The sequence below is a fragment of the Nocardia araoensis NBRC 100135 genome (assembly GCF_000308435.1).
GTDB classification, from domain to species: Bacteria; Actinomycetota; Actinomycetes; order Mycobacteriales; family Mycobacteriaceae; genus Nocardia; species Nocardia araoensis.
The window spans coordinates 46203-66513 of sequence record NZ_BAFR01000085.1; the positions used below are offsets into that span (position 1 = coordinate 46203).

At 69.5% G+C, this 20311-nt stretch carries 23 protein-coding genes; 9 read left to right on the forward strand and 14 right to left on the reverse strand.

Features of this window, described 5'->3' with window-relative positions:
* Positions 1–32 precede the first annotated feature (32 nt).
* The 3 genes from ON21_RS11360 to ON21_RS11370 are packed head-to-tail and all read left to right on the forward strand — an operon-like array spanning position 33 to position 3145.
* Positions 33–1196 carry a hypothetical protein gene (locus ON21_RS11360; protein WP_039797757.1) on the forward strand — a complete coding sequence of 388 codons (1164 nt, stop codon included), beginning with the start codon at positions 33–35 and terminating at the stop codon, positions 1194–1196.
* Entirely contained in the window at positions 1196–1972 is a 777-nt protein-coding gene (locus tag ON21_RS11365) for an SDR family oxidoreductase (RefSeq protein WP_039797758.1), read from the forward strand. Before ON21_RS11360 ends, ON21_RS11365 begins: the two co-directional genes overlap by 1 nt.
* Before the next feature lie 3 nt (positions 1973–1975).
* Complete coding sequence (locus ON21_RS11370) at positions 1976–3145, forward strand: sulfotransferase family protein (protein ID WP_039797759.1); 1170 nt, start codon at positions 1976–1978, stop codon at positions 3143–3145.
* Between the two features lie 323 nt (positions 3146–3468).
* On the opposite strand, the gene ON21_RS11375 is transcribed toward ON21_RS11370, so the two are convergent.
* A complete protein-coding gene (locus ON21_RS11375) occupies positions 3469–4146 on the reverse strand; it encodes a PaaI family thioesterase (RefSeq protein WP_039797761.1) in 678 nt (225 codons plus the stop codon).
* Positions 4147–4345: 199 nt separating this feature from the next.
* Here ON21_RS11375 and ON21_RS11380 point away from each other — a divergent pair, with 199 nt between their 5' ends.
* Entirely contained in the window at positions 4346–4996 is a 651-nt protein-coding gene (locus ON21_RS11380) for an HAD family hydrolase (RefSeq protein WP_039797763.1), read from the forward strand.
* A 15-nt stretch (positions 4997–5011) separates the two neighbouring features.
* On the opposite strand, the gene ON21_RS11385 is transcribed toward ON21_RS11380, so the two are convergent.
* Positions 5012–5605 carry a TetR/AcrR family transcriptional regulator gene (locus tag ON21_RS11385; RefSeq protein WP_039797764.1) on the reverse strand — a complete coding sequence of 198 codons (594 nt, stop codon included), beginning with the start codon at positions 5603–5605 and terminating at the stop codon, positions 5012–5014.
* Between the two features lie 93 nt (positions 5606–5698).
* Here ON21_RS11385 and ON21_RS11390 point away from each other — a divergent pair, with 93 nt between their 5' ends.
* On the forward strand, positions 5699–5992 hold the full coding sequence (locus tag ON21_RS11390; RefSeq protein WP_245562550.1) for a hypothetical protein: 294 nt from the start codon (positions 5699–5701) through the stop codon (positions 5990–5992).
* On the forward strand, positions 5989–6510 hold the full coding sequence (locus ON21_RS11395) for a hypothetical protein (protein ID WP_039797767.1): 522 nt from the start codon (positions 5989–5991) through the stop codon (positions 6508–6510). The genes ON21_RS11390 and ON21_RS11395 overlap by 4 nt, the downstream gene beginning before the upstream one ends.
* A gap of 40 nt (positions 6511–6550) precedes the next feature.
* On the opposite strand, the gene ON21_RS11400 is transcribed toward ON21_RS11395, so the two are convergent.
* From ON21_RS11400 to ON21_RS11420, 5 genes are all read right to left on the reverse strand, one after another.
* Positions 6551–7090 carry a hypothetical protein gene (locus ON21_RS11400; RefSeq protein WP_039797768.1) on the reverse strand — a complete coding sequence of 180 codons (540 nt, stop codon included), beginning with the start codon at positions 7088–7090 and terminating at the stop codon, positions 6551–6553.
* A gap of 94 nt (positions 7091–7184) precedes the next feature.
* Entirely contained in the window at positions 7185–8462 is a 1278-nt protein-coding gene (locus ON21_RS11405; RefSeq protein ID WP_039797769.1) for an RNA polymerase sigma factor, read from the reverse strand.
* Positions 8463–8475: 13 nt separating this feature from the next.
* Positions 8476–8826 carry a YciI family protein gene (locus ON21_RS11410; RefSeq protein WP_039797771.1) on the reverse strand — a complete coding sequence of 117 codons (351 nt, stop codon included), beginning with the start codon at positions 8824–8826 and terminating at the stop codon, positions 8476–8478.
* A 134-nt stretch (positions 8827–8960) separates the two neighbouring features.
* Positions 8961–9767, reverse strand: a complete 807-nt coding sequence (locus ON21_RS11415) for an ABC transporter ATP-binding protein (RefSeq protein ID WP_039797773.1) — start codon at positions 9765–9767, stop codon at positions 8961–8963.
* Positions 9764–10435 carry a FadR/GntR family transcriptional regulator gene (locus tag ON21_RS11420; protein WP_039797774.1) on the reverse strand — a complete coding sequence of 224 codons (672 nt, stop codon included), beginning with the start codon at positions 10433–10435 and terminating at the stop codon, positions 9764–9766. Before ON21_RS11420 ends, ON21_RS11415 begins: the two co-directional genes overlap by 4 nt.
* A 256-nt stretch (positions 10436–10691) precedes the next feature.
* Between ON21_RS11420 and ON21_RS11425 the strand changes: the two genes are divergently transcribed.
* Positions 10692–12356, forward strand: coding sequence for a 2-isopropylmalate synthase (locus ON21_RS11425; protein WP_039797793.1), 1665 nt, complete (start codon positions 10692–10694; stop codon positions 12354–12356).
* Positions 12357–12496: 140 nt separating this feature from the next.
* Here ON21_RS11425 and ON21_RS11430 read toward each other — a convergent pair whose 3' ends face one another.
* Positions 12497–12880, reverse strand: a complete 384-nt coding sequence (locus tag ON21_RS11430; protein WP_039797775.1) for a nuclear transport factor 2 family protein — start codon at positions 12878–12880, stop codon at positions 12497–12499.
* Positions 12881–12967: 87 nt separating this feature from the next.
* Between ON21_RS11430 and ON21_RS11435 the strand changes: the two genes are divergently transcribed.
* Positions 12968–13753, forward strand: a complete 786-nt coding sequence (locus ON21_RS11435) for a helix-turn-helix domain-containing protein (protein WP_039797777.1) — start codon at positions 12968–12970, stop codon at positions 13751–13753.
* 25 nt (positions 13754–13778) lie between these two features.
* On the opposite strand, the gene ON21_RS11440 is transcribed toward ON21_RS11435, so the two are convergent.
* On the reverse strand, positions 13779–14408 hold the full coding sequence (locus tag ON21_RS11440) for a maleylpyruvate isomerase family mycothiol-dependent enzyme (RefSeq protein ID WP_051020691.1): 630 nt from the start codon (positions 14406–14408) through the stop codon (positions 13779–13781).
* A 135-nt stretch (positions 14409–14543) separates the two neighbouring features.
* Complete coding sequence (xylB, locus tag ON21_RS11445) at positions 14544–15953, reverse strand: xylulokinase (protein WP_039797778.1); 1410 nt, start codon at positions 15951–15953, stop codon at positions 14544–14546.
* Between the two features lie 233 nt (positions 15954–16186).
* On the opposite strand from xylB, the gene ON21_RS11450 reads away from it, so the two are divergent.
* Positions 16187–16678, forward strand: a complete 492-nt coding sequence (locus ON21_RS11450) for a hypothetical protein (RefSeq protein WP_039797781.1) — start codon at positions 16187–16189, stop codon at positions 16676–16678.
* On the opposite strand, the gene ON21_RS11455 is transcribed toward ON21_RS11450, so the two are convergent.
* The 4 genes from ON21_RS11455 to ON21_RS11470 form a co-directional block, all read right to left on the reverse strand.
* Positions 16669–17679 carry a glycoside hydrolase family 172 protein gene (locus ON21_RS11455; protein ID WP_051020692.1) on the reverse strand — a complete coding sequence of 337 codons (1011 nt, stop codon included), beginning with the start codon at positions 17677–17679 and terminating at the stop codon, positions 16669–16671. The genes ON21_RS11450 and ON21_RS11455 overlap by 10 nt on opposite strands.
* On the reverse strand, positions 17676–17930 hold the full coding sequence (locus ON21_RS11460; protein ID WP_039797796.1) for a thioredoxin family protein: 255 nt from the start codon (positions 17928–17930) through the stop codon (positions 17676–17678). Before ON21_RS11460 ends, ON21_RS11455 begins: the two co-directional genes overlap by 4 nt.
* A gap of 56 nt (positions 17931–17986) precedes the next feature.
* On the reverse strand, positions 17987–19468 hold the full coding sequence (locus ON21_RS11465) for an FGGY-family carbohydrate kinase (RefSeq protein ID WP_039797783.1): 1482 nt from the start codon (positions 19466–19468) through the stop codon (positions 17987–17989).
* Between the two features lie 2 nt (positions 19469–19470).
* Positions 19471–20311, reverse strand: an 841-nt coding sequence (locus tag ON21_RS11470; protein ID WP_039797797.1) for an L-fucose/L-arabinose isomerase family protein, incomplete at its 5' end; no start/stop codon positions are given.

Here is a 20311-nt window from a genome sequence, read left to right on the forward strand (position 1 = left end):
AGTGGTACATATTTGGAACACCGGAGAGCCCCTTGCTGACACAGCCGTTCGCGGACGCCATCGCCGCCGCCGAGCAGATCATCACCGGAGCCGCGCACATTCGCACCGAACAGGACCTCGTCGAGGGCTACGACTATCTGGCGGGCAGCATCCGCGCGTCGTTGCAGATGGCCTGGGCCTACGAGCTGGACTTCCCGTTCTTCGTCATGTCCACCGGCCCCTACACCAAGATGGGCCTGGACAACCCGGACACCCTCTACTACCACTCCTACCTGCGCCCGGACGCCGAATACGTGGTGACCGGCACCCGCGGCAGCACCCGCGACCTGAGCTTCCAGGTGCTCAACGGCAACTATTCGCCCGTCGACGTGCCCGACAGCCTCACCGCCTTCGACGATCGGGAACTCGACATCCGTCCGGACGGGAGCTACGAGATCCGCTTCGGTCCGGGCGAGGCGCGCCCCGGCTACATCCACCTCGGCGCCGACGCGGCGATGCTCGTGGTCCGCGAGGTGCACAGCGATTGGGCCACGGAGAAGGCGGGCACCATCCGCATCCAGCGCGCCGACCGGATCGGCGACGCGCCGCCGCCGCCGACCAAGGATCTGCTCACCAAGCGGTACGGCGTGGCGGGCAAGATGTTGGTGTCGCGGTTGAAGACCTTCCTGGCCTTCCCGGAGTGGTTCTATCTGAACCTGCCGGTGAACACGCTGACCGAGCCGAGGCCCACCCCCGGCGGGCTGAGCACCCAGTTCTCCTCGGTGGGTCACTACGACCTGGACGACGACCAGGCCATGATCATCACGGTGCCGAAATCCGACGCGCCCTACCAGGGCTTCCAGCTCGGCAGCATGTGGTACCTGTCGCTGGACTACATCAACCACCAGACCAGCCTCACCGCCGACCAGGCGCACGTGGACCCGGACGGGAAGATCCGGCTGGTGGTCAGCGAGCGCGACCCCGGCCTGGCCAACTGGATCGAGCGCACCGGGCACTCCCGGGGCTACCTCCAGTTCCGCTGGCAGCGGCTGTCGCGGGAGATGAAACCCGACGACGGGCCCACCGTGGAGATCGTCTCCGTCGCGGACCTGCCGAATCGCCTGCCGTTCCACGAACAGGCGCGGGTCACGCCGCAGCAGTGGCGCGAGCGGATCGCGGCGCGTCAGGTCGCCGTCGCGGAGAGGATGCTCGGCTGATGTTGTTGCAGGACAAAGTGGTCGTCGTCTCCGGCGTCGGGCCGGGACTGGGGCGCGCGATCGCCGTGCAGAGCGCGAAGGCGGGCGCGGACGTGGTGCTCGCCTCCCGCACCGAATCGCGGCTGACCGAGGTGGCCAAGGAGATCACCGAACTGGGCAGGCGCGCGGTGGTCGTGCCGACCGACATCAACGACGAGGCGGCGGCGGCCAACCTGGTCGAGGCCGCGCACAGCGCGTTCGGCAAGGTCGACACGCTGGTCAACAACGCCTTCGCGATCCCGCCCATCGTCGACCTCGCCGATGTCGACCTGGACCAGGTGCGCGCGGGCTTCGAGACGAACGTGCTGGCCGCACTGCGCCTGACCAGGTTGTTCGTGCCCGCCCTCGCCGAGACCAAGGGCTCGGTGGTGATGATCAACTCGGCCGTGCTGCACCACTCGCGGCGCACCTTCGGCCCGTACAAGATGGCCAAGGCCAGCCTGCTCGCGCTGGCGCAGAGCCTGGCCACCGAACTCGGGCCGAAGGGCATCCGGGTGAATTCCGTTGCCCCCGGCTATATCTGGGCCGACAACCTGAAGTGGTACTTCAACTACCTGGCGCAGCAGCGGGGGATCACCCCCGATGAGGTCTACGCCGAGACCGCGAAGACCACCGACCTGCGCAAACTGCCCGAACCCGACGAGATCGCCGACGCGGTCGTGTTCTTCGCGTCCGCCATGGCGCGCGCGATCACCGGCGCGTGCCTCGACGTCAACGCAGGCGAATTCCACCACTAGGAGATGACCGTGATCGGTAGGGACGACGTCGGGACCATCGACGATCTGCATGCCTCGGCGACCAAGGTCGTGGGGCTGGACGACTTCGGCACCGACGACTACCGCGAGGGGCTCGAAGTGCTGCTCGAGTCCTATGCCAAGGATGCCGAACTCACGCCCTTCGGCAACAAGGTGAACCGCGCCTTCCTGCGCGGCGCGCTGATCGCCCGGCTGCTCAGCGAGGCCGCATGGCGACAGCATCCCGAACACGCCGACGTGGCGATCGAGCGCCCGATCTTCGTGACCGGCCTGCCGCGCTCGGGCACGACGGCGGTGCACCGCCTGCTCAACGCCGACCCGGCGCACCAGGGGCTGGAGATGTGGCTGACCGAGATGCCGCAGCCGCGCCCGCCGCGCGAGACCTGGGAGAGCAACCCGGTCTACCAGCGACTGGCCGCCGCCTACGAGAAGCACCACGTCGAGCACCCGGAGTTCATGGGGGTGCACCACATCTCCGCCGACCAGGTCGAGGAGTGCTGGCAGTTGCTGCGGCAGTCGGCCATGTCGGTGTCCTACGAGTGCCTGGCCTACCTGCCCACCTATTCCGAGTGGTTGCGCGACCGGGATTGGACGCCCGCCTACCGCAGGCACCGGCGCAACCTCCAGCTGATCGGGCTGCCCGACGCGGGCAAGCGATGGGTGCTGAAGAACCCGAGCCACCTGTTCGCACTGGACGCCGTCTTCGAGGTCTATCCGGACGCGCTGATCATCCAGATGCACCGCGATCCGCGCACCATCATCGCGTCGGTGTGCAGCTTGAACGAGCAGGCGTCGGCGGGCTGGTCGGAGAAGTTCCGCGGCCCGGTGGTCGGCGCGACGCAGCTGGATCTCTGGGCGCGCGGCGCGGAGCGATTCCTCGCCGACCGCAAACGGCACGACGCGGCGCAGTTCTGCGACGTCGACTACGACGAGTTCGTCGCCGACCCGATCGGCACGGTGACCTCGATCTACCGGCACTTCGGGTTGCCGCTGACCGACGCGGCCGAGGCGGCGATGACCGCGTTGCACGCGGAGAGCACGTCGGGCGCCGCGCGTCCGGCGCACCGCTACACACTCGCGGATTTCGGGCTGACCGCCGAGCAGGTGGACGCGCGGTTCGGCGCGTACCGGGAAGCACACTTCCCGGGGCGGTGATCGGCAGGCGCTCGCCGGAGGCACGTCCGGCCGGCGAGCGCCGAAAGCGCAGGCCCGCGGGAGCATTCGACGCGAGTCTGCATCGAGTGCGGGCGCGGCCGCGCTGGAGCCGCGTCCGGCTCATCTACCTGCGCTTCTTCACCCGAAGCGAATTATCGTGGCCCACTGGCATTTTGTGCAGTCACGCACTGTGTGCGGTCGCGACGGCGCTCGAAACGGCAGCCTGCGAGCCGATGGACCGGACGCACGACTATCCCATCGTCGGTGCGCTTGCGGGGAGTCCGCCGAATCGGAACCGTCACCCGGAAGGACGACAGCGTTCGTCAGGGCTGTCCGGGCTCGAGCACGATGAACAAGCCGTTCGCCTCCGCGCACAGCCGGTCGCCGTCGTGCAGGGTGGCCCGCACGTAGACCTTGCGCCCCTCCTGCCGTTCGGCCCACGCGCGCACCTCGAGTTCGGTGTTCAGCGGCGTGATGGAGCGGTAGTCGACGGTGAGCGACGCCGTCCTGGTCACCGCGCCGGAGCGCACCGCGGCCGCCATGCCGAGCAGGTCGTCGAAGGCGATGGCGATCTGACCGCCGTGCGCGGCGCTGTTGCCGCCGAGGTGGAAGGTGCGGAAGGTGAGGCGCGCGTCCACGCCGTCCTGCGGGTCGACATGGTCGATGAAGAACGGCGGCAGGGTGATGTTGCCGCGGGCGGGCAGGTCGAAGCGGGTCCAATTGGGCGTCGACCACTCGTCCACCCGTGCGGCGTCGAGCTTGTCGTTCAGCTCCTTGAGAATGCCGATCGCCTCCACCGCCAGCTCGTCGGAGGGCGAGGCCAGCCGGACGCGGTCCATCAGGCCGCGTACCTGCTCGATGAACTGGCCGTAGTGCGGCCCGCCGCGGGAGATGTCGTCCTTGGCGGCCTCGTGGGCGGCGATCAGCTCGGTCATCGGCCGGAACCCGCCCTCGTGGTGCTCCTTGCTCGGCAGCGAGTCGCCGGCCTGCGGTTCGTTCATAAGAACAAGTTATCGGTTGCCCGCCGAATGCTCGCCGCGCGGGTGCTGTGTCCGTCGTCACGGGCCGTCACCGCCTAGGCTGGTGCGCGACCGGATATCGCCCTTTCCCGGGTGGTATCGGCCTGGTTCCGGCGGCCACGGACGCGTCGCGGCCGCGCTGGATCTCTGACCGCTTCGGCTGGCGAAAGGCTCTGTGCGCATGGGTATCACCGCGGTCGTGTTCGACATGGACGGCGTCCTGATCGACTCCGAGCCGGTCTGGGAACTGGTGCGGCGTGGCTACGTCGCGGAGAAAGGCGGGCGGTGGCTGCCCGACACCCAACAGCGGCTGATGGGGATGAGCACCGGTGAATGGTCGACCTATCTGAGCGACGAACTCGGTGTCGGCGAGCCGCCGGAGACCGTCGCGCGGGAGGTGATCGAGCGGATGTCAGAGCGTTACGCCGAGGGCGTGCCGTTGCTGCCCGGCGCGGTCGAGGCCGTGCAGCGGATCTGCGAGCACTGGCCGCTCGGGCTGGCCAGTTCGTCGCCGCGCGCGCTCATCGACACGGTGCTGGGCCGCACGGGTCTGATCGAGTACTTCTCCGTCACCTTCTCCACCGAGGAGGTCGATCGCGGCAAACCTGCGCCGGACGTCTACCTGACGGTCGCGACCTTCCTGCGTCAGCGGCCGAGCGACTGTGTCGCCATCGAGGACTCGAGCAACGGCCTGCGCTCGGCCCACGCGGCCGGGATGCGGGTGATCGCGGCGCCGCGCCCGGAGTACCCGCCCGCTTCCGATGCGCTCGGCCTGGCCGCCAAGGTCATCTCCGGTCTCGACGAACTCACTCCGGGGCTGATCACCGGCTGATTCACGGCCGCCGGGTCAGGGGCGGTACGAGGTCAGCAGGTCGCGTGCGGCGGCGGTCAGGTCGTCCTCCAGCCAGGCGGGCAGTTCCGCGGCGTGGGCGTGGCGGCGCAGCGCGGCGTAGGGCAGATCGACGATCGCGCGGCTGACCGCATCGATCTCACGATCCCCGTCCCGGCCGAACAAAGCGAGCGCGATGCGGTGCAGGTGCTCGATCAGCGGCGCGTTCATGCCTGCCAGGGTCGCGCGGAACTCGGCGTCGGGCTCGCCGTCGAGCAGATCGCTGGGACGCAGCTCGAGCAGGAGCTTGGCGTCCTCGGGCAGCTCGCGGCCGAAGCGCAGGGCGGCACGCACCATCCCGACGCCCGCCTCCACCGGGTCCGGCCGGTCGGCGGCGGCGAGGGTGCCGTCCTGGAAGCGGCGCAGCGCGCGCAGCCATGCCGCGGTGAGCACGCCGTTGCGGTTGCCGAAGCGGTGATACAGGGTGCCGACCGGCGCTCCGCTGGCCTCGGCGATGGCCGACACGCTGGCCGCGCGGGGCCCTTCGGCGAGGACCAGCGCGCGTGCTGCGTCGAGGATCACGTCGGTGTCGTGCTTGCGGGGCGGCGCCATGTACTAGTACGTTCCTTCTATATGGAGCGATTGTCCTATATAGATGAGCATGCCAGATCGGTCGAGGCGAATCGCGACCGGGCGTGGAAAGCGATGCTGAAAGTCATGTGCGGCGACCCGCACGAGCCGTCGCCGCCGACCGGGTTCGTCATCGAATCCGTCGCTCGGCCGCACCGTCTGGCGCTGCGCGGGCAGCACTGGTTCTCGAAGTACGCGCTGATCTTCGAATTGGACGAAGAGGGCCCGGGCCGGACTCGCGTCCGCGCGCGCAGCTACGGCGACTTTCCCGGCCCGCACGGCCGGATCTATCGCGCGCTGGTCGTGGGCACGGGCGGGCACCGACTGGCGGTGCGCCACATGCTGCGCCGGATCGCGGCGGCGGCATGATCCCGGGGACGGTGTGGGGCGCCACCGAAGCCGAACGCGAGGCGCCCTTACCCTGCGACCACCGGCAACCAGGCGGCCTCCAAGCCGATCGAGCGATCAGCATCGCCGCGCCGCCCGCTCTCGTCTACGCCTGGCTGTGCCAGTTGCGCGTCGCGCCGTACAGCTACGACCTGTTGGACCACTTCGGCAGGCGCAGCCCGCGTCGGCGCGACCCGATGCTCACCGAACTGGCGGTGGGGCAGCGGTTCATGTCCCAGTTCGAGCTGGTCTCCTTCGTTCTGGGCAGGCACATCACCCTGGTCTCCGGCAAAGTCTGCGTCACCTACGCGGTGCGACCGGAAGGGGGTGGAACCCGCCTTCTGGTCCGGATACGGTGCGGCGCTTCGAAGCTCGTCGCGGCCGGGCTGGCGCTCGGTGACCTGCTCATGATGCGCAAACAACTGCTGACACTGAAAGAACTCGCCGAAGCCGAACACCGTGCGGGCTCGGCGGCCTCGTCGGGGCCGCCGGAACGTTGAGCGCCACGGCGGCAGCGCAGGTTCCGGCGGTGGATCGTCTTCATCCGCGTGTGCGCCTCCCGGCGCCGTCGTCCGGCTGGGCTCGGGAAAGGCGTTCCACCAGGTCGAACTTGCGTTGTTCGTATCCCTCCGGCACGGTGTCGCGAACCGAGACCAGCGCGTGTGCCCATGAGCCGATGAGGGTGCGGTCGCCCACCGTGCGGCCGGGGTCCGGTGTGGGTTCGGCGGTGAGCAAGGGTAGTGGGTGGATGCGGTGACGGGCCTCGTTCTCCAGTACGGTCGCCTTGTCCACGAAGATCCGCAGGTCGTGATTGAGCAGATAGCGGCCGACCGCGCCGTGTTCCGGCGGCAGCAGTGCGGCGACCGAACCCGCTGTGCGATAGAGGTTTTCGCCTTGCCGCAGTGGCGGTGCATCCCGTCCCGCCCAGGTGACCCGGGTGGGTTCGGTGAGCAGTCGTTCGATCCCTTGGACGAGGTGGTGGCCGATCCTGGCGTGTTCCATGAGCCGCGGGCCCACCTCGACGTAGCCGAGCACGCGGTGGTCGCCGGTGCGGAGTACTGCTCGATAGAGCTGCCACACGTAGCCGTATTCCCTTCGGTGGTAATCGATTTCGTTGCATACTCACACTCGTTTGCGGTGTGGCGATTACAGCGGCGTTACCACCGTGGTGCGGTCAGTCGGCCTGTGCGCAGGCGACCGCCCGGTCGAGCAGGAGGGCCCGCTCGGAACTGTTGCCCGTCAGTTCCGCCGCGCGCGTGAATTCGACGCGTGCCTGCGCGTACCGGCCCAGTTGGGCGAGCAGGTCACCGCGGACGGCGTAGCGCAGGTGGTAGCCGGCGAGGGCGCCCGCGGCGACGAGCGCGTCCACCAGCTCCAGCCCCGCGCCAGGGCCGTGCACCTTGCTCACCGCGACCGCGCGATTCAGCTCCACGACGGGGGAGGGAAAGCGTTGCGCCAGAACGGCGTACAGTCCGGCGATGCGCCGCCAATCGGTCTCTTCCGGCGTCGCCGCCATCGCGTGCACCGCGGCGATCGCGGCTTGCAGCGCGTATCGGCCCGGCGGCAGACCGCGCTCACGTGCCACGCTGTTCGCTCGCGCGAGGGCCGCCAGTCCGCGCCGGATCAGCAAGCGATCCCAGCGTGCGCGGTCCTGGTCGTCGAGCAGCACCACCTCTTTGCCGGTTCCGGTGCGCGCGGGCAGCCGGGAAGCCTGTAGCTCCAGCAGCGCGACCAGACCGTGCGCCTCCGGCTCGGCGGGCAACAACTCACCGAGCATGCGGGCCAGGCGCAACGCGTCCTGGCACAGCTCCACGCGGACCCAGTCCTCGCCCACCGTCGCGGCATAGCCTTCGTTGAAGATCAGGTAGACCACGGCCAGCACCGACGCCAACCGTTCGGCCAGCTGGGGGCCGTGCGGCACCTCGAAAGGGAGTCGCTTGTCGGCGATGGTGCGTTTCGCCCGCACGATCCGTTGCGCCACGGTCGTTTCCGGCACGACGAATGCACGGGCGATCTCCTCGGTGGTCAGCCCGCCGAGCAGCCGCAGCGTCAGCGCGACGCGCGCCGGTTCGGTGAGCACCGGATGACAGGCGGTGAACATCATCCGCAGCAGGTCGTCCTCGACCGGGTCGTCGTTCGCAGCGGGCGGCGGCTGCTCGGTCACGAGATCGCGACCGAGCAGCTCCAGCTTGCGGGCGAAGGTGCGGTTGCGCCGCACCCGATCGATCGCCCGGTGCTTGGCGGTGAGCATGAGCCAGCCGCCCGGGTTCGGCGGCACGCCGTCGCGCGGCCACTGCTCCAACGCCGCGACCAACGCGTCCTGCGCCAGTTCCTCGGCGGCGCCGATATCGCCGACCACCCGGGTGAGCCCGGCGACCAACCGGGGCCATTCCATCCGGGTCACGGCTTCGGCGGCGCGTCGCGCCGAAGCCGTGGACGGCTGCTCGCTCATCCGCCGAGCCCGCTCAGGCGGGCTCGGCGATCTGCCGGACCTCGACCTCGATGTCCCATTCGGGTCCGTGCACGGCGAGGAAACGGGAGGTCCATTCCACCGCCTCCTCCTTCGACTTGACCTGCAGAATGCAATATCCGCCGATGATCTCCTTGGATTCGGTGAACGGTCCGTCCAGCACCGTCTGCTTGCCGCCGGACTGGACGACCCTGGTGGCTTCGGCGATCGAGTGCAGGCCGTTGGTGTCCAGCAGCACACCCGCCTTGGTCATCTCCTCGATCACTTTGCCCACCTGTTCCATCAGCGCTTCGTCCGGCTCCGGGGAAGTGGCGGGGTCAAGGCGGATGAGCATCATGTATCGCATCTGGGCATCCTCGGTCGATGTGGCGTCAGGATCGGTCGATCCTCACATCACTGCATCGAACGACCACGGCGCGAATCGACATAGCCGACCGAATTCTTTTTGCGAAGTCGAGTCGCGGCGTCCTCGGTCAGCGCCTACTGCGGCCACGCGGTGGGTTTGCGGGCCGCCCGCGCGGTCCAGCGGCCGTCGTCGTGGCGGACCTCTACCGGGTGTGCGAATGCGGCGGTGACATTCTCGGTGGTGATCGTCTCCAGGGCCGGGCCCGCCGCGACGGCGTGGCCGCCCGCGATGAGCAACGCGTGCGTCGTCGTGCTGGGCAGTTCCTCCAAGTGGTGGGTGACCAGGATGGAGGCGACGTCGGGGTGGGTCCGGTCCAGCGTGTCGAGGGTGTCCAGCAACTGCTCGCGAGCGGCGACATCCAGACCGGTGGACGGCTCGTCGAACAGCAGCAGCCGGGGTTCGGCGATCAGCGCTCGGGCGATCAGGGTGCGGCCGCGCTCGCCTTGACTCAGCGTGGGCCAGACCTCCTTCGCCTTTCCGGTCAAGCCCACGGTGTCGATCATCGCGTCGGCCCGGTCGAGCTGATCGGCTGTCGGCGTCCAGCGCATGGGGGTGTCGATCGTCGCGGTCAGGCCGGTCAGCACGACCTCGCGGATGGTCAGCGGCGAGCGCAAGGGGTGGCGCGGGTTCACCTGGCCGATGCCGCGGCGCAGCTGCTGCAATTCGACGCGGCCGAGTTCCGCGCCGAGCACCCGGACCGAGCCCGAGGTCGGGAAGGTGACGGCGCCGCAGAAGCCGAGCAGCGTGCTCTTGCCCGCGCCGTTGGGACCGAGCAGCGCCCAGCGTTCGCCCGCGCGCACGGTCAGCGAGATCCCGCCGATGATCTTCTTGCCCTCGCGGCGGAAGGTCACGTCGGTCAGTTCGAGCACCGGCTCGGTCACGTGAAAACCTCCTTCAAAGTGGTCAGGTGGGCGCGGCTGTACTCCGCGGCTGCGGCGGGGTCGCGGGCGGCGATCGCGTCGGCCAGCCGCTGGTGCGCGGCGTGATCGGCGGACTCCGACCGCACCGGGCGGATCTCGAGCATGTCGATCATCGCCAGGCGCAGCCGGGGTAGGAAGCTGTCGAACAACTGGGTCAGCACGTCGTTGTGGGCGGCCACGATGACCGCCCGGTGGAACGCCATATCGGCGTCGACGTGCTCGGCCACCGGCTCGCCGTGTGCTTCGCGCGCGGCCAGCGTCCGGCGGATCGTGCGCAGGTCGGCGGGGGTGCGCCGCTGGGCGGCCAGTGCGGCGGCCTCGGCCTCGATGGCGATGCGCGCTTCGATCACCGAGGCGATGGTGGCGCGTCGCAGGACCGCGTCCCACTCCTCGGCCGCCTCGAGCGCGATCACGAAGACGCCCGCTCCCTGCCTGCTGTCCAGGATGCCTTTTCCGGCCAGCTCGCGGATCGCTTCCCGCAGCGTCGAGCGTCCGACACCCAGCTGTGCGGCCAGCGTGGTCTCACCGGGCAGACGGTGACCCAGTGGCCATTCGCCCGCCTGGATCCGGGCCAGCAGCACTTCGGCCGCCTGCGCGGCCAGCGGGTGGCGCCGTACCTGCGAGATCATCTACTACCTCTCTACTTGTCTGAGGAGTCGTGTACAGTCTAGCCATCATGCGCACCATGCTTCTGCTTAGCCGCCACGGCGGGGCCTGAACGACCGGCCGCCCGCCGTGGGGCTGAGTCGTGGCCGGTCACCTTTGTCGTGACGGCCGCAACGGCCAGGAAGCAGACCCATGACCACCGTTTTCCCCACCATCGACACGCCCGCGGGGCAGGTACCCGAGCAGGCTCCGGCGTGGAATCGCCAGCGGCACTCGCAAATGCCGTCGCACCGTTACCGGGACATCTACCAACGCGTGGAAGTGCCCCGCACGCAACGGAACTGGCCCGATGCCAGGATCACGCAGGCGCCCCTGTGGGTGCCGGTCGACCTGCGCGACGGCAATCAGGCACTCGCCGAGCCGATGGACCCGGCGCGCAAACGGCGCTTCTTCGAGCTCTTGGTAGCCATGGGCTACAAGGAGATCGAGGTCGGTTACCCGTCGGCGTCGCAGACCGACTTCGACTTCGTGCGCCTGATCGCCGAGGACGATCTCGCGCCCGAAGACGTGACGATCGCCGTCTTCACCCCGGCGCGGCGCGACCTCATCGAGCGCACCGTCGCATCGATCCGCGGTATCCCCAACGACGTCGTGATCCACATGTACACCGCGACGGCTCCCGCGTGGCGCGACGTCGTGCTCGGCAAGGACCGCGCTGCGCTGCGCGAGCTGATTCTCGACGGCGGCCGCGCCGTGCTGGACTGCGCCGGGGACCTGCCGAACGTGCGATTCGAATTCTCGCCCGAGGTGTTCAACCTGACCGAGCCCGATTACGTGCTCGACATCTGCGACCGGATGACGACCTTGTGGGACGCCACCGTGGGGCGGCCGGTCATCCTCAACCTGCCCGCCACCGTCGAGGTCGCCACTCCGAACGTCTACGCCGACCAGATCGAATACATGCACCGCAATCTGGCCCGCCGCGAGAGCGTCATCCTGTCGGTGCACCCGCACAACGATCGCGGCACCGGCATCGCGTGTGCCGAACTGGCGGTGCTCGCCGGCGCGCAACGCGTCGAGGGCTGCGTCTTCGGCAACGGCGAGCGCACCGGCAACGTCGACATCGCGACGCTGGCGCTGAACCTGCACGCGCAGGGCGTCGATCCGATGATCGACTTCTCCGACATCGACGAGATCCGCCGCACCGTCGAGTACTGCACGCGGATGCCGATCCACGAACGCCACCCGTATGTCGGCGATCTGGTGCACACCGCGTTCTCCGGCACCCATCAGGACGCGATCAAGAAGGGCATGGCCGAGCATCGCGCCCGCGCCGCCGCGACGGGCATCCCGGAGCGCGCACTCGACTGGAAGGTGCCGTATCTGCCCATCGATCCCGCCGACATCGGCCGCAGCTACGACGCGGTGATCCGGGTCAATTCCCAGTCCGGCAAGGGCGGCATCGCCTACTTGCTGCACACCGAATACGGGATGGACCTGCCACGGCGTCTGCAGATCGATTTCGCCGGGCACGTCCAGGCGCTCGCCGACGACACCGGGGTCGAGATCAGCGCCGCCGAACTGCGCGATCTGTTCGAGGCGATCTACTGCGACGATCCGTCGTGGTTGGCTGTGAAGGACTGGCGCACCAGCGGCGACGAGACTGGCACCGAGTTCACGCTGATCGTCGACGGGATCACGCGCCGCACCCGCCACAGCGGCGGCCCGGTCGCGGCGCTCACCGAGGCACTGGCCGCGGTGGGCTCTCCCGTCGAGGTGCTCGGCCTGGCCCAGCAGACGATCGAGCGAGACGACAGCGCCATCGCCTACCTGGAGTACCGCAGCGGCGAACACGTCGGTTGGTCGTGTGGCCGAGCCCATTCCGCCCAGGCGGCGGCACTGGCCGCGCTCGTGCGCGCCGCAGGACGTTCGGCCGGGCGATGATCGTCTGACGTCCGGTGTCGCGTCGGTCGACTCGCGGCGTGACAGCTTGTTGTGCGGCCGGTGCGCAGCACGCGCGGTCCGCTGATCCGATCGGGTGCTCGGCCGGTCCGGTACCCGATCGGATCGGAGGCGATTCCCGGTCAGAACATGCCGTGCGGGATCTGCGCGGCGTCGGGTACCGGTTGCACGACATCCCAGTGCTCCACGATCTTTCCTTCGGCCACCCGCCAGATGTCGACCACCGCTCGGTCGGGCTCTTCGTCGCCCGGCGGGACCATGCGGTAGTGCATGACGACGTATTCGTCGTCGGCGATCACCCGCGCCAGCTCCAGCGTCGACCCTGCCACCGGCGCCTGTGCGATGAACTCGAGGAAAGCTTCTTTGCCGGAGGGATTTCCGGGGCTGTGCTCGAGGAAGTCGTCGTGCAGCAGCGTGCGGAGTACGTCCATGTTGCCCGCCGCGAACTCCGCGAAGCCGTTCGAGAGCAGTTCCTTGTTGCGCTGTGCCGCGCTGTCGTTCGTCATGCCGCGAGACTGGCAGCGGGCGAACCAGGGTGTCGATTACCTGGCATGTAATGGCGGCGGTGATCCGGGCGTCGTGATACTGGGCCGATGAACAGTGATCGACCGGTCGGCGAGCTGCTGCGGGAGTGGCGGCACCGGCGCAAGTTGAGCCAGCTGGACCTGGCCATCCGGGCCGACGTGTCCGCCCGGCACGTCAGTTTCGTCGAGACCGGCCGCACGACGCCCAGCCGAGCCATGGTGCTGCACCTGGCCGAGCAGCTCGACATCCCGCTGCGGGAGCGCAACCGCGTGCTGATCGCCGCGGGACACGCTCCCGAGTTCCGGCGCAGCGACTGGAACGACCCCGCGCTGCGGCGGGCCCGCGACGCGGTACAGCGGGTGCTGCGGCTGCACGAACCGTATCCGGCGCTGGCAGTGGACCGGCGCTGGAATCTGGTGCAGGCCAATGACTGTGTCGGCGTGTTCTTCGACGACGTGGATCCGGAACTGCTGGAACCGCCGATCAACATGATGCGGCTCGGTCTGCACCCGGCGGGTTTCGCGAACCGGATTCGCAACCTCGAGCAGGTCCGGGCGTTCCTGCTGCCCCGCTTGGCGCGCCAGGTCATGGCGACGGGGGATCGGGAGCTGGCGGCGCTGCACGAGGAACTGCGCTCCTATGGCTCGCTCGGCGGTGCGGACGGCGATCCCGTCGACATCGTGTTGCCGATCCGGCTGCGCCACCGCGATGCGGAACTCTCGTTCTTCAGCACGATCACGACCTTCGGTGCCGCCTTCGACATCACGCTCGACGAGATCGCGGTCGAGGCATACTTCCCCGCCGACGACGAAACGGCGGCCTACCTGCGTGAACTCGCCGAAGCCGACCGATGAGCGCGCGCTTTCGCCACCGAAGGGTTCACTCGCGGACGGTGAATCGCTCCGCAGGCTCGCCGCTGAGGTGTCCGGCGGGCAACTTACGGCCACAGAGGACGAGCAACAGGTCCTGGGCGCGCCCCGACAACACCGTGCCCGATCCGTAGCTGAAGTCCAGGTCGTCGGCGCGCAGTTCGATGCCGCCGAGTTCGGCGCCGAACAGTTTGACGGTCCTGGGATCGACCGTGTCCAGTACCAAGCGCATCCGGTCCTCGGGCACCCGGCGGTCCAGGCCCAGCGCCACGGTGATGTCCAGCCCGTGGATCACATCGTGGCTCAACGCGTTGGACAGCCCGCCGCCCGGCGGCCGCCAGGGGTGATCGACGTTGTCCCACAGCGATTTCAGCAGATCCGAGGTGCTGAGCGTGGCGGCGTCCAGCCGGGCGGTGCGGTCGGCCATGCGGTTGAAGTTGCCGAACGCCGCGATCATCCCCAGCGCGAAGCGTGCGCTCGACAGGCGATACGGCATGGTGATGTGCGCGGCCACTTCGCGGACCCGCCAGCCCGCGCACAGGGTCGGCGCGTCCCAGCCCTCGGCGTCCAGCCCGGCCAGGAGTTCGGCGAGTTCCGCCCGTTCCGCCGTCACCGCCCTTCGCACCTGGGTATCGATCATTCGTCCACCTCTCTTCGACGAGGGTGATCCAACCCCTCCGGCGGTCGAGGCGCCACCCGGCGACGAAAATCGGCGACCCGCAGAGCGGAAACGGGGTACTGCGCCGGTGCGCGGCCGATCGCGGTGAACACCGCGTCAGCCGTAGAGTGCCTGGCGGGTGCTCCGATATTCGGCCCGGATCTGCCGTCCGGTCGCGGCGTCGGCCGGTGGCGGAATCTCCGCGACCGGGCATGCGGGCCAGGACGGCGGCCGGGATGCCCCGCTGAGCGCCCATGCCGCTTGCCGGGCCGCGCCGAGCGCGACGTACTCGGCCGGTTCCGGCACCGTCACCGTGACGCCGAAGACCTGGGCGGCGATCGCCGCCACCAGCCGGGAGCGCGCCGCGCCGCCGATGAGCAGCACCCGCCGCGGCGTCACGCCGCCGATCTCGGTGAGGTGGTCGAGCGCGTCGGCGAGATGGCACAGCAGGCCCTCGAAGGCGGCGCGGGCCACCGTGCCGGGGCGCATCGCCTCCGGCCGCAACCCGTGCAGGCTGCCCGTGGCGTTCGGCAGGTTGGGCGTGCGTTCACCGGCGAGATAGGGCAGCAGCACCACGCCGTCCGCACCCGGCGGCTCCTGCGCGGCCAGCGATTCCAGCGTGGGCAGATCCACGCCGAGCAGCTCGGCGGTCGAGGTCAGGATGCGGGCTGCGTTGAGCGTGCAGACCAGCGGTAGGAACGCGCCGGTGGCGTCCGCGAATCCGGCGACCGCGCCGGTCGCGTCGGCTGCCGGACGATCGGTGCGGGTGTAGGCCGTCCCGCTGGTGCCGAGGGAGACGACCACGTCGCCATCGGTGATGCCCAAGCCCAACGCGGCTCCGGCATTGTCCCCGGTCCCGGCGGCGACCAGTGCGCCCGACGATGTGTGTCCGGCGGGCTGGTCCGGGCCGAGAACTCGGGGCAGGGCCGGTCGGCGTCCGCGAAAGGCCATGGCGAGCAGGTCCTCGCGATAGCCGCCATCGGCGGGCGACCAATAGCCGGTGCCGGAGGCGTCGCCCCGGTCGGTGGTCGGCTCGAGCATGCGTCCCGGTCCGCCGCCTCGGAGCCGCCAGGTCAAGTAGTCGTGCGGCAGCACGACGTGCGCGGTGCGGTCGGCGAGTTCCGGCTCGTGGTCGGCCAGCCAGCGCAGTTTGGCGACGGTCAGCCCGGCCACCGGCACGCTGCCGACCGCATCGGCCCACGCCCGCGGCCCGCCGAGGTCGGCGATCAGTTCCTTCGCCGCATCGGCGGAGCGGATGTCGTTCCACAGCAGCGCGTCCCGCACCGGGACGCCCGCCGCGTCCAATGGCACCAAGCCCTGCTGCTGTCCCGCGACGGCTATCGCGTCGACGTCGTCGAGCAATCCCGCGCTCGCAGTCCGCAGCGCGTCCCACCACGCGGCCGGAGCGACTTCGGTCCCCTCCGGGTGCGGAGCCCGCCCCTGCGCGAGAACCTCACCGCTGTCGGCGTCGCAGACGAGGACTTTGCACGCTTGAGTGGAGCTGTCGACTCCCGCCACCGTCGTCATCGGGCCTCCCATCGAAGCCCGCTCGCGTCGCCGATACGGCATCCGCCGCGCTGGGCACGCGGGCGGATCGAGACCTCGGACGAAACCGTTCGCATTTCCAGGACGAGCCCGCCGCGCGATCCGGCGAACCGTCCGATCGTCTGGAGCACCTCCATACCGACCACCTTGCACCCGAGCCGTCCCGCACCGGAGCATTTCCGGTATTCCGCGGCGGTATCGGGCAGACTGGCGCGATGAGCATCGACCCCACCGACGTGCGCATCCGCACGGGAGACGGGACGCAGCTGCCGGAACTGACCGAGGCCGCGCTCGGCGACCTGCTCGGCGAACCGGCCGGGCCCGAACACGCCGTGCTCGAACTCAGCCGCGCCGATCTGCACGAAATTCGGGCCAGGTTGTTGCCCGACGGCGTCTACGAACTGGAGCACCGGGCCGGTTCGGCGGCCGAGTCGTTCCAGATGTACACCTCCGACTCGGTGCTGGTGCGCGATGTGCTGTGGGCTTGGCTGTCCGACGATCCGTGGTGGCGCGACTCGGTCGCGTGGTTCCCGGTCGACCCGGCGATCGCGGAACTGCGCGCCGTGCAGGACGAAATCGCCGGACTGCTGGACGGCCTGACCGTGATGGACGATCTCACCGCGGGCATGGACGCGGCGCTGGCGCGCGCCGACGAACTGCTGGCAGCGGAGCTCCCGCCGGATGCCGACGACCCCGCTCAGGCCTGATACCACCAGGCGGTGGTCGCCACATCGGCGTCCTTCAGCGGGAGATAGGTCTCGGCGTCCTGCCATCCGAGGGCCTGCACGGTGACGCGTAGTTCGCGTTCGAAACAAATCGGGTCGCGCACATGCCAGCGGTACATGCCGAAGCGTTGATCCGCTCGATAGATCTGCTCCGGCGGCAGCACCTGATGCAGCCCGAGATAGGGCGTGGAATACGTCCGGTATGTCCCGTCGAGGTCGAAATTCCACGCGCCGCCGAAATAGTCCTCGGTCCCCGTTCCGCAAATGGTCGGATGCTCGGCGTCCCCGTCGAGGAAGAACTTGACCTCGCCCTCGCCCCACCACCCCGGTGCGCCCGGGCTGATGGCGAGGTAGGTGCCGACGTATCGGCCCGGCCCCCGTACCGTGTCGAGAATCGTGTGGACGGCCGGGTTCCCCAGGCCGGTCGTCCGCGTCCACCGGGTGTGCAGATACCCGGCGTCGTCCGGCACGTCCTCCTCGGTGTAGGTCGCCTGGTAGTACACTGGAACCTCACGGCCGCAATGGTTTTCGAGTGTGATGCGCGCGCGGTGCCGAAACGGCATGGGCCAGTAGCTGTTCAACCCGCCCGCGGGCGCGACCACCACCATCTCCGAACTCAGCAGGGCCGTCTCGCCCCATCCGTTGCAGAAGAAGTCGCCGAGGGGCGAGGAGATCGCGGGCCGTGCCGCGTCGTCCCAGGTCATCCGCAAGGTCAGCCCGCGCAGGACGGATCGTTCCGTGGTCAACCAGAAATGCCGGAACACGCCGGGGCCGGACACGTCGGCCAGCGTGGCGGTCTCGCCGTGGGCGAGCGCGATCGAGGGGGAGATCTTCCACCCGGGCCCGAGCAGCCGCGCCGCGTGCGCGCCGGTGCCGTCGGTCGCCCGCGCGCCCGCGCCGGGCGCCCCGGTCGGATTCTCGGCGCTGACCGACCGCGTTCGCGTGCCGTCCAGCCGCCACAGTTCACCGCCCGGCGCGGTCACAGTCCCTCTTCCAGCGCCTCCGGCGCCGGCGCGCCCGCCGCGGAGTAGACGAGCAGGCCGTCGCGGAACGCCATCACGGTCGGATACTGCGTCACCTGCGCGGCGGCGGCCGACGCGACCTCGGCTTCGGTGTCGACCGGAGCGAAATACTGGCACGGCCCACACCAACCGGCCCACCAATCCACCCGCACGATCGGATGCGACGTGACGACGGAGTCGAAATCGTCCTGGGTCAGGGTGATCGTGGGCATGAAATCCTCGTATCGTTCCGCGGAGCAACTCTGCATCGTCGCACGGATATTCGCGATCAGTAAGCCGCTCCGGCGCGGTGCTGTTCGGCCGCGAGGAAATGCGCGATAGTCGTCGTCCGATCGTACAGATCTCGGTAGTGCCGGTAGTACTCTGCGTATTTCGCGACGCGCTCGGGATCCGGCCGCACGGTGTCGACGACCGGATTCCACGCCGAGGTGTCGATCCCGGCGGCTTCGGCGGCGAGCAGGGCGTCGCCGAGGCTCGCTCCGACGGTCTCGGCGGGCAACTGCTGCGGCAACCCGGTGACATCGGAGACGATCCGGGTCCACAGCCCGCCTCTGGTGCCACCGCCCACCGCGACCAGCCGCCCCGCCTGACCGCCGGCTTCGGTCATGGCCTCGAGGTTGTGCCGCACCCCGTAGGCGATGCCCTCCAGAACCGCGCGGTAGAGCTCGGCCCGTCCGTGTCCGAGGGTCAATCCCGCGACGATGCCCCGAGCGTCCGGGTCGAAGAGGGGAGTGCGCTCCCCGGCGAAATACGGCAGCGCGAGCAACCCCCTGCTGCCCGCGGGCACCTCCGCCGCCGCGGCGACCAGATCGGCGAACTCGCCGCCGACGAGCTTGCGCAGCCAGTCGGTGACCGCGCCGGAGGTGGCCATGCCCGCGGCGAGGGTGTACGTGTCCGGCCAGGCGCCGCAGGTGCCCCACAGGCCGGGATGCGGGCGCGGGTCGGTGAGCACCTGCACCAGGAACATGGTGGTGCCGTACATGATCATCGCGTCACCCGGAGCGCGGACGCCGACGCTGGCCGCCTCGGCCCAGGCATCGATGGTCCCGGTGGTGACGGGCAGGCCCGACGGAAGTCCGGTGGCGGCCGCCGCCTCCGCGCTCACCCGGCCCACGATCTCGGTGGGCCAGGCCAGCTCCGGCAGCGGCCGGCCCGGCACGATCCGCTCGGCCCAGTCGCTCGCCCACGCACGCTCGCGCAGGTCGTACAGGGGGACACACTGACTGGCCGATTGGTGGTCGAGAACGTACCGGCCGGTGAGCCGGTACACCAGGAAGGAACTCGCCATCAGCAGCATCGCGGTGCGTGCGGCGACGTCCGGCTCGTGCCGGGCCAGCCACCGGGCTTTCGGCCCGACGGCCTGGCTGGTCAGCGGCGATCCGGCCCGTTCGAGCACGGCTTGCGCGCCGAATTCGTCGTTCAGCTCGGCGATCTCGGCGCTCGCCCTGGTGTCGACGCCGTAGAGGATGGCAGGGCGCAGCGGCCTGCCCTGCGCGTCGGCGGGCAACAGGCACGGTCCGATGCCGGACACCGCGAGACCAGCGAGCGCGGCGCCGTCGGACGCCGCCACCAGCTCACGGGCGAGCGCGAGGAAATCCGCCCACCACACCTTCTCCGCGTCGTGCTCGACCCAGCCGGGGCGCGGCATGGAAACCTCGTGCGCCCGCTCGGCCCTGGCGACGATCGTGCCGCGCGCATCGGTGAGCACGCCTTTGGAACTCGAGGTCCCGATATCGATGCCGAGGAACATCGTCACCGCGTGAACTCGTCCATCGTGATGTCGAGCAATTCGCACGTCGCGCGGACGGCTTCCCGGTGGTCACCGGGCACCGCGTGAATGTGGTTGGCGCCGAAGCGGTTCAGGAAATCCTCCGCGCGCGCGTCCAGCCGGGCGAACGCGTGCGGCCACTCCCGGGTCGACTGCTTCATCAGGGCTTCGTTGGTCTGCTCGTCGTATTCCTCGAAGTCGCCGAGCATCAGCTGCATGCGGTAGTCGCCGTCGAGCCGGGTGAGCCGGGCGAGGGTCATCCGGCCCGGCGCGGCCAGATGATGCACCGAGGCGCCGCCCGCCGGAAAGAAGAACACCTCCGGATACAAGTGCACCTTCGCCAGGTTCTCCGCCGGATCGTCGCTGCGGGCGGCGAACCAGGTGGCGTGCTGGCCGGAATTGCACAGATCCCAGATGTCCCGATCGGCGTGATAGTGCCGGACGTCGGCGAACAGCACCGGAGTCCCCGCGATCCGCTTCAGCAACTGCATGGTCAGTGCGCCGTCCATATCCGCCTCGGTCGCGCACACGTGCGGTTGTTTCGGTCCGTTCCAGTCGTAAGGATCGTTGAGGAAAGCCTCGGTGACGTCCATGGTGGCGAAATACTGGGTTAGTTCGGGCTGCCCCTTGATCCCGGAGAAGTCCAGGCGCCATTCGGCGATCAGCTCGCGCACCGCCAGATACGAGCGGATCTGGCGTTCCAGCAGTTCCGGGGTGAGCTTGGCGCCGTCGTAGTGCACGCCCGCGGTGTTGCGCTCCAGCCACTCACGGGCGGCCCTCGCCTCGCCGGCGTCGGCCAGTTCGGCGCGCCGCACGATCTCCCAC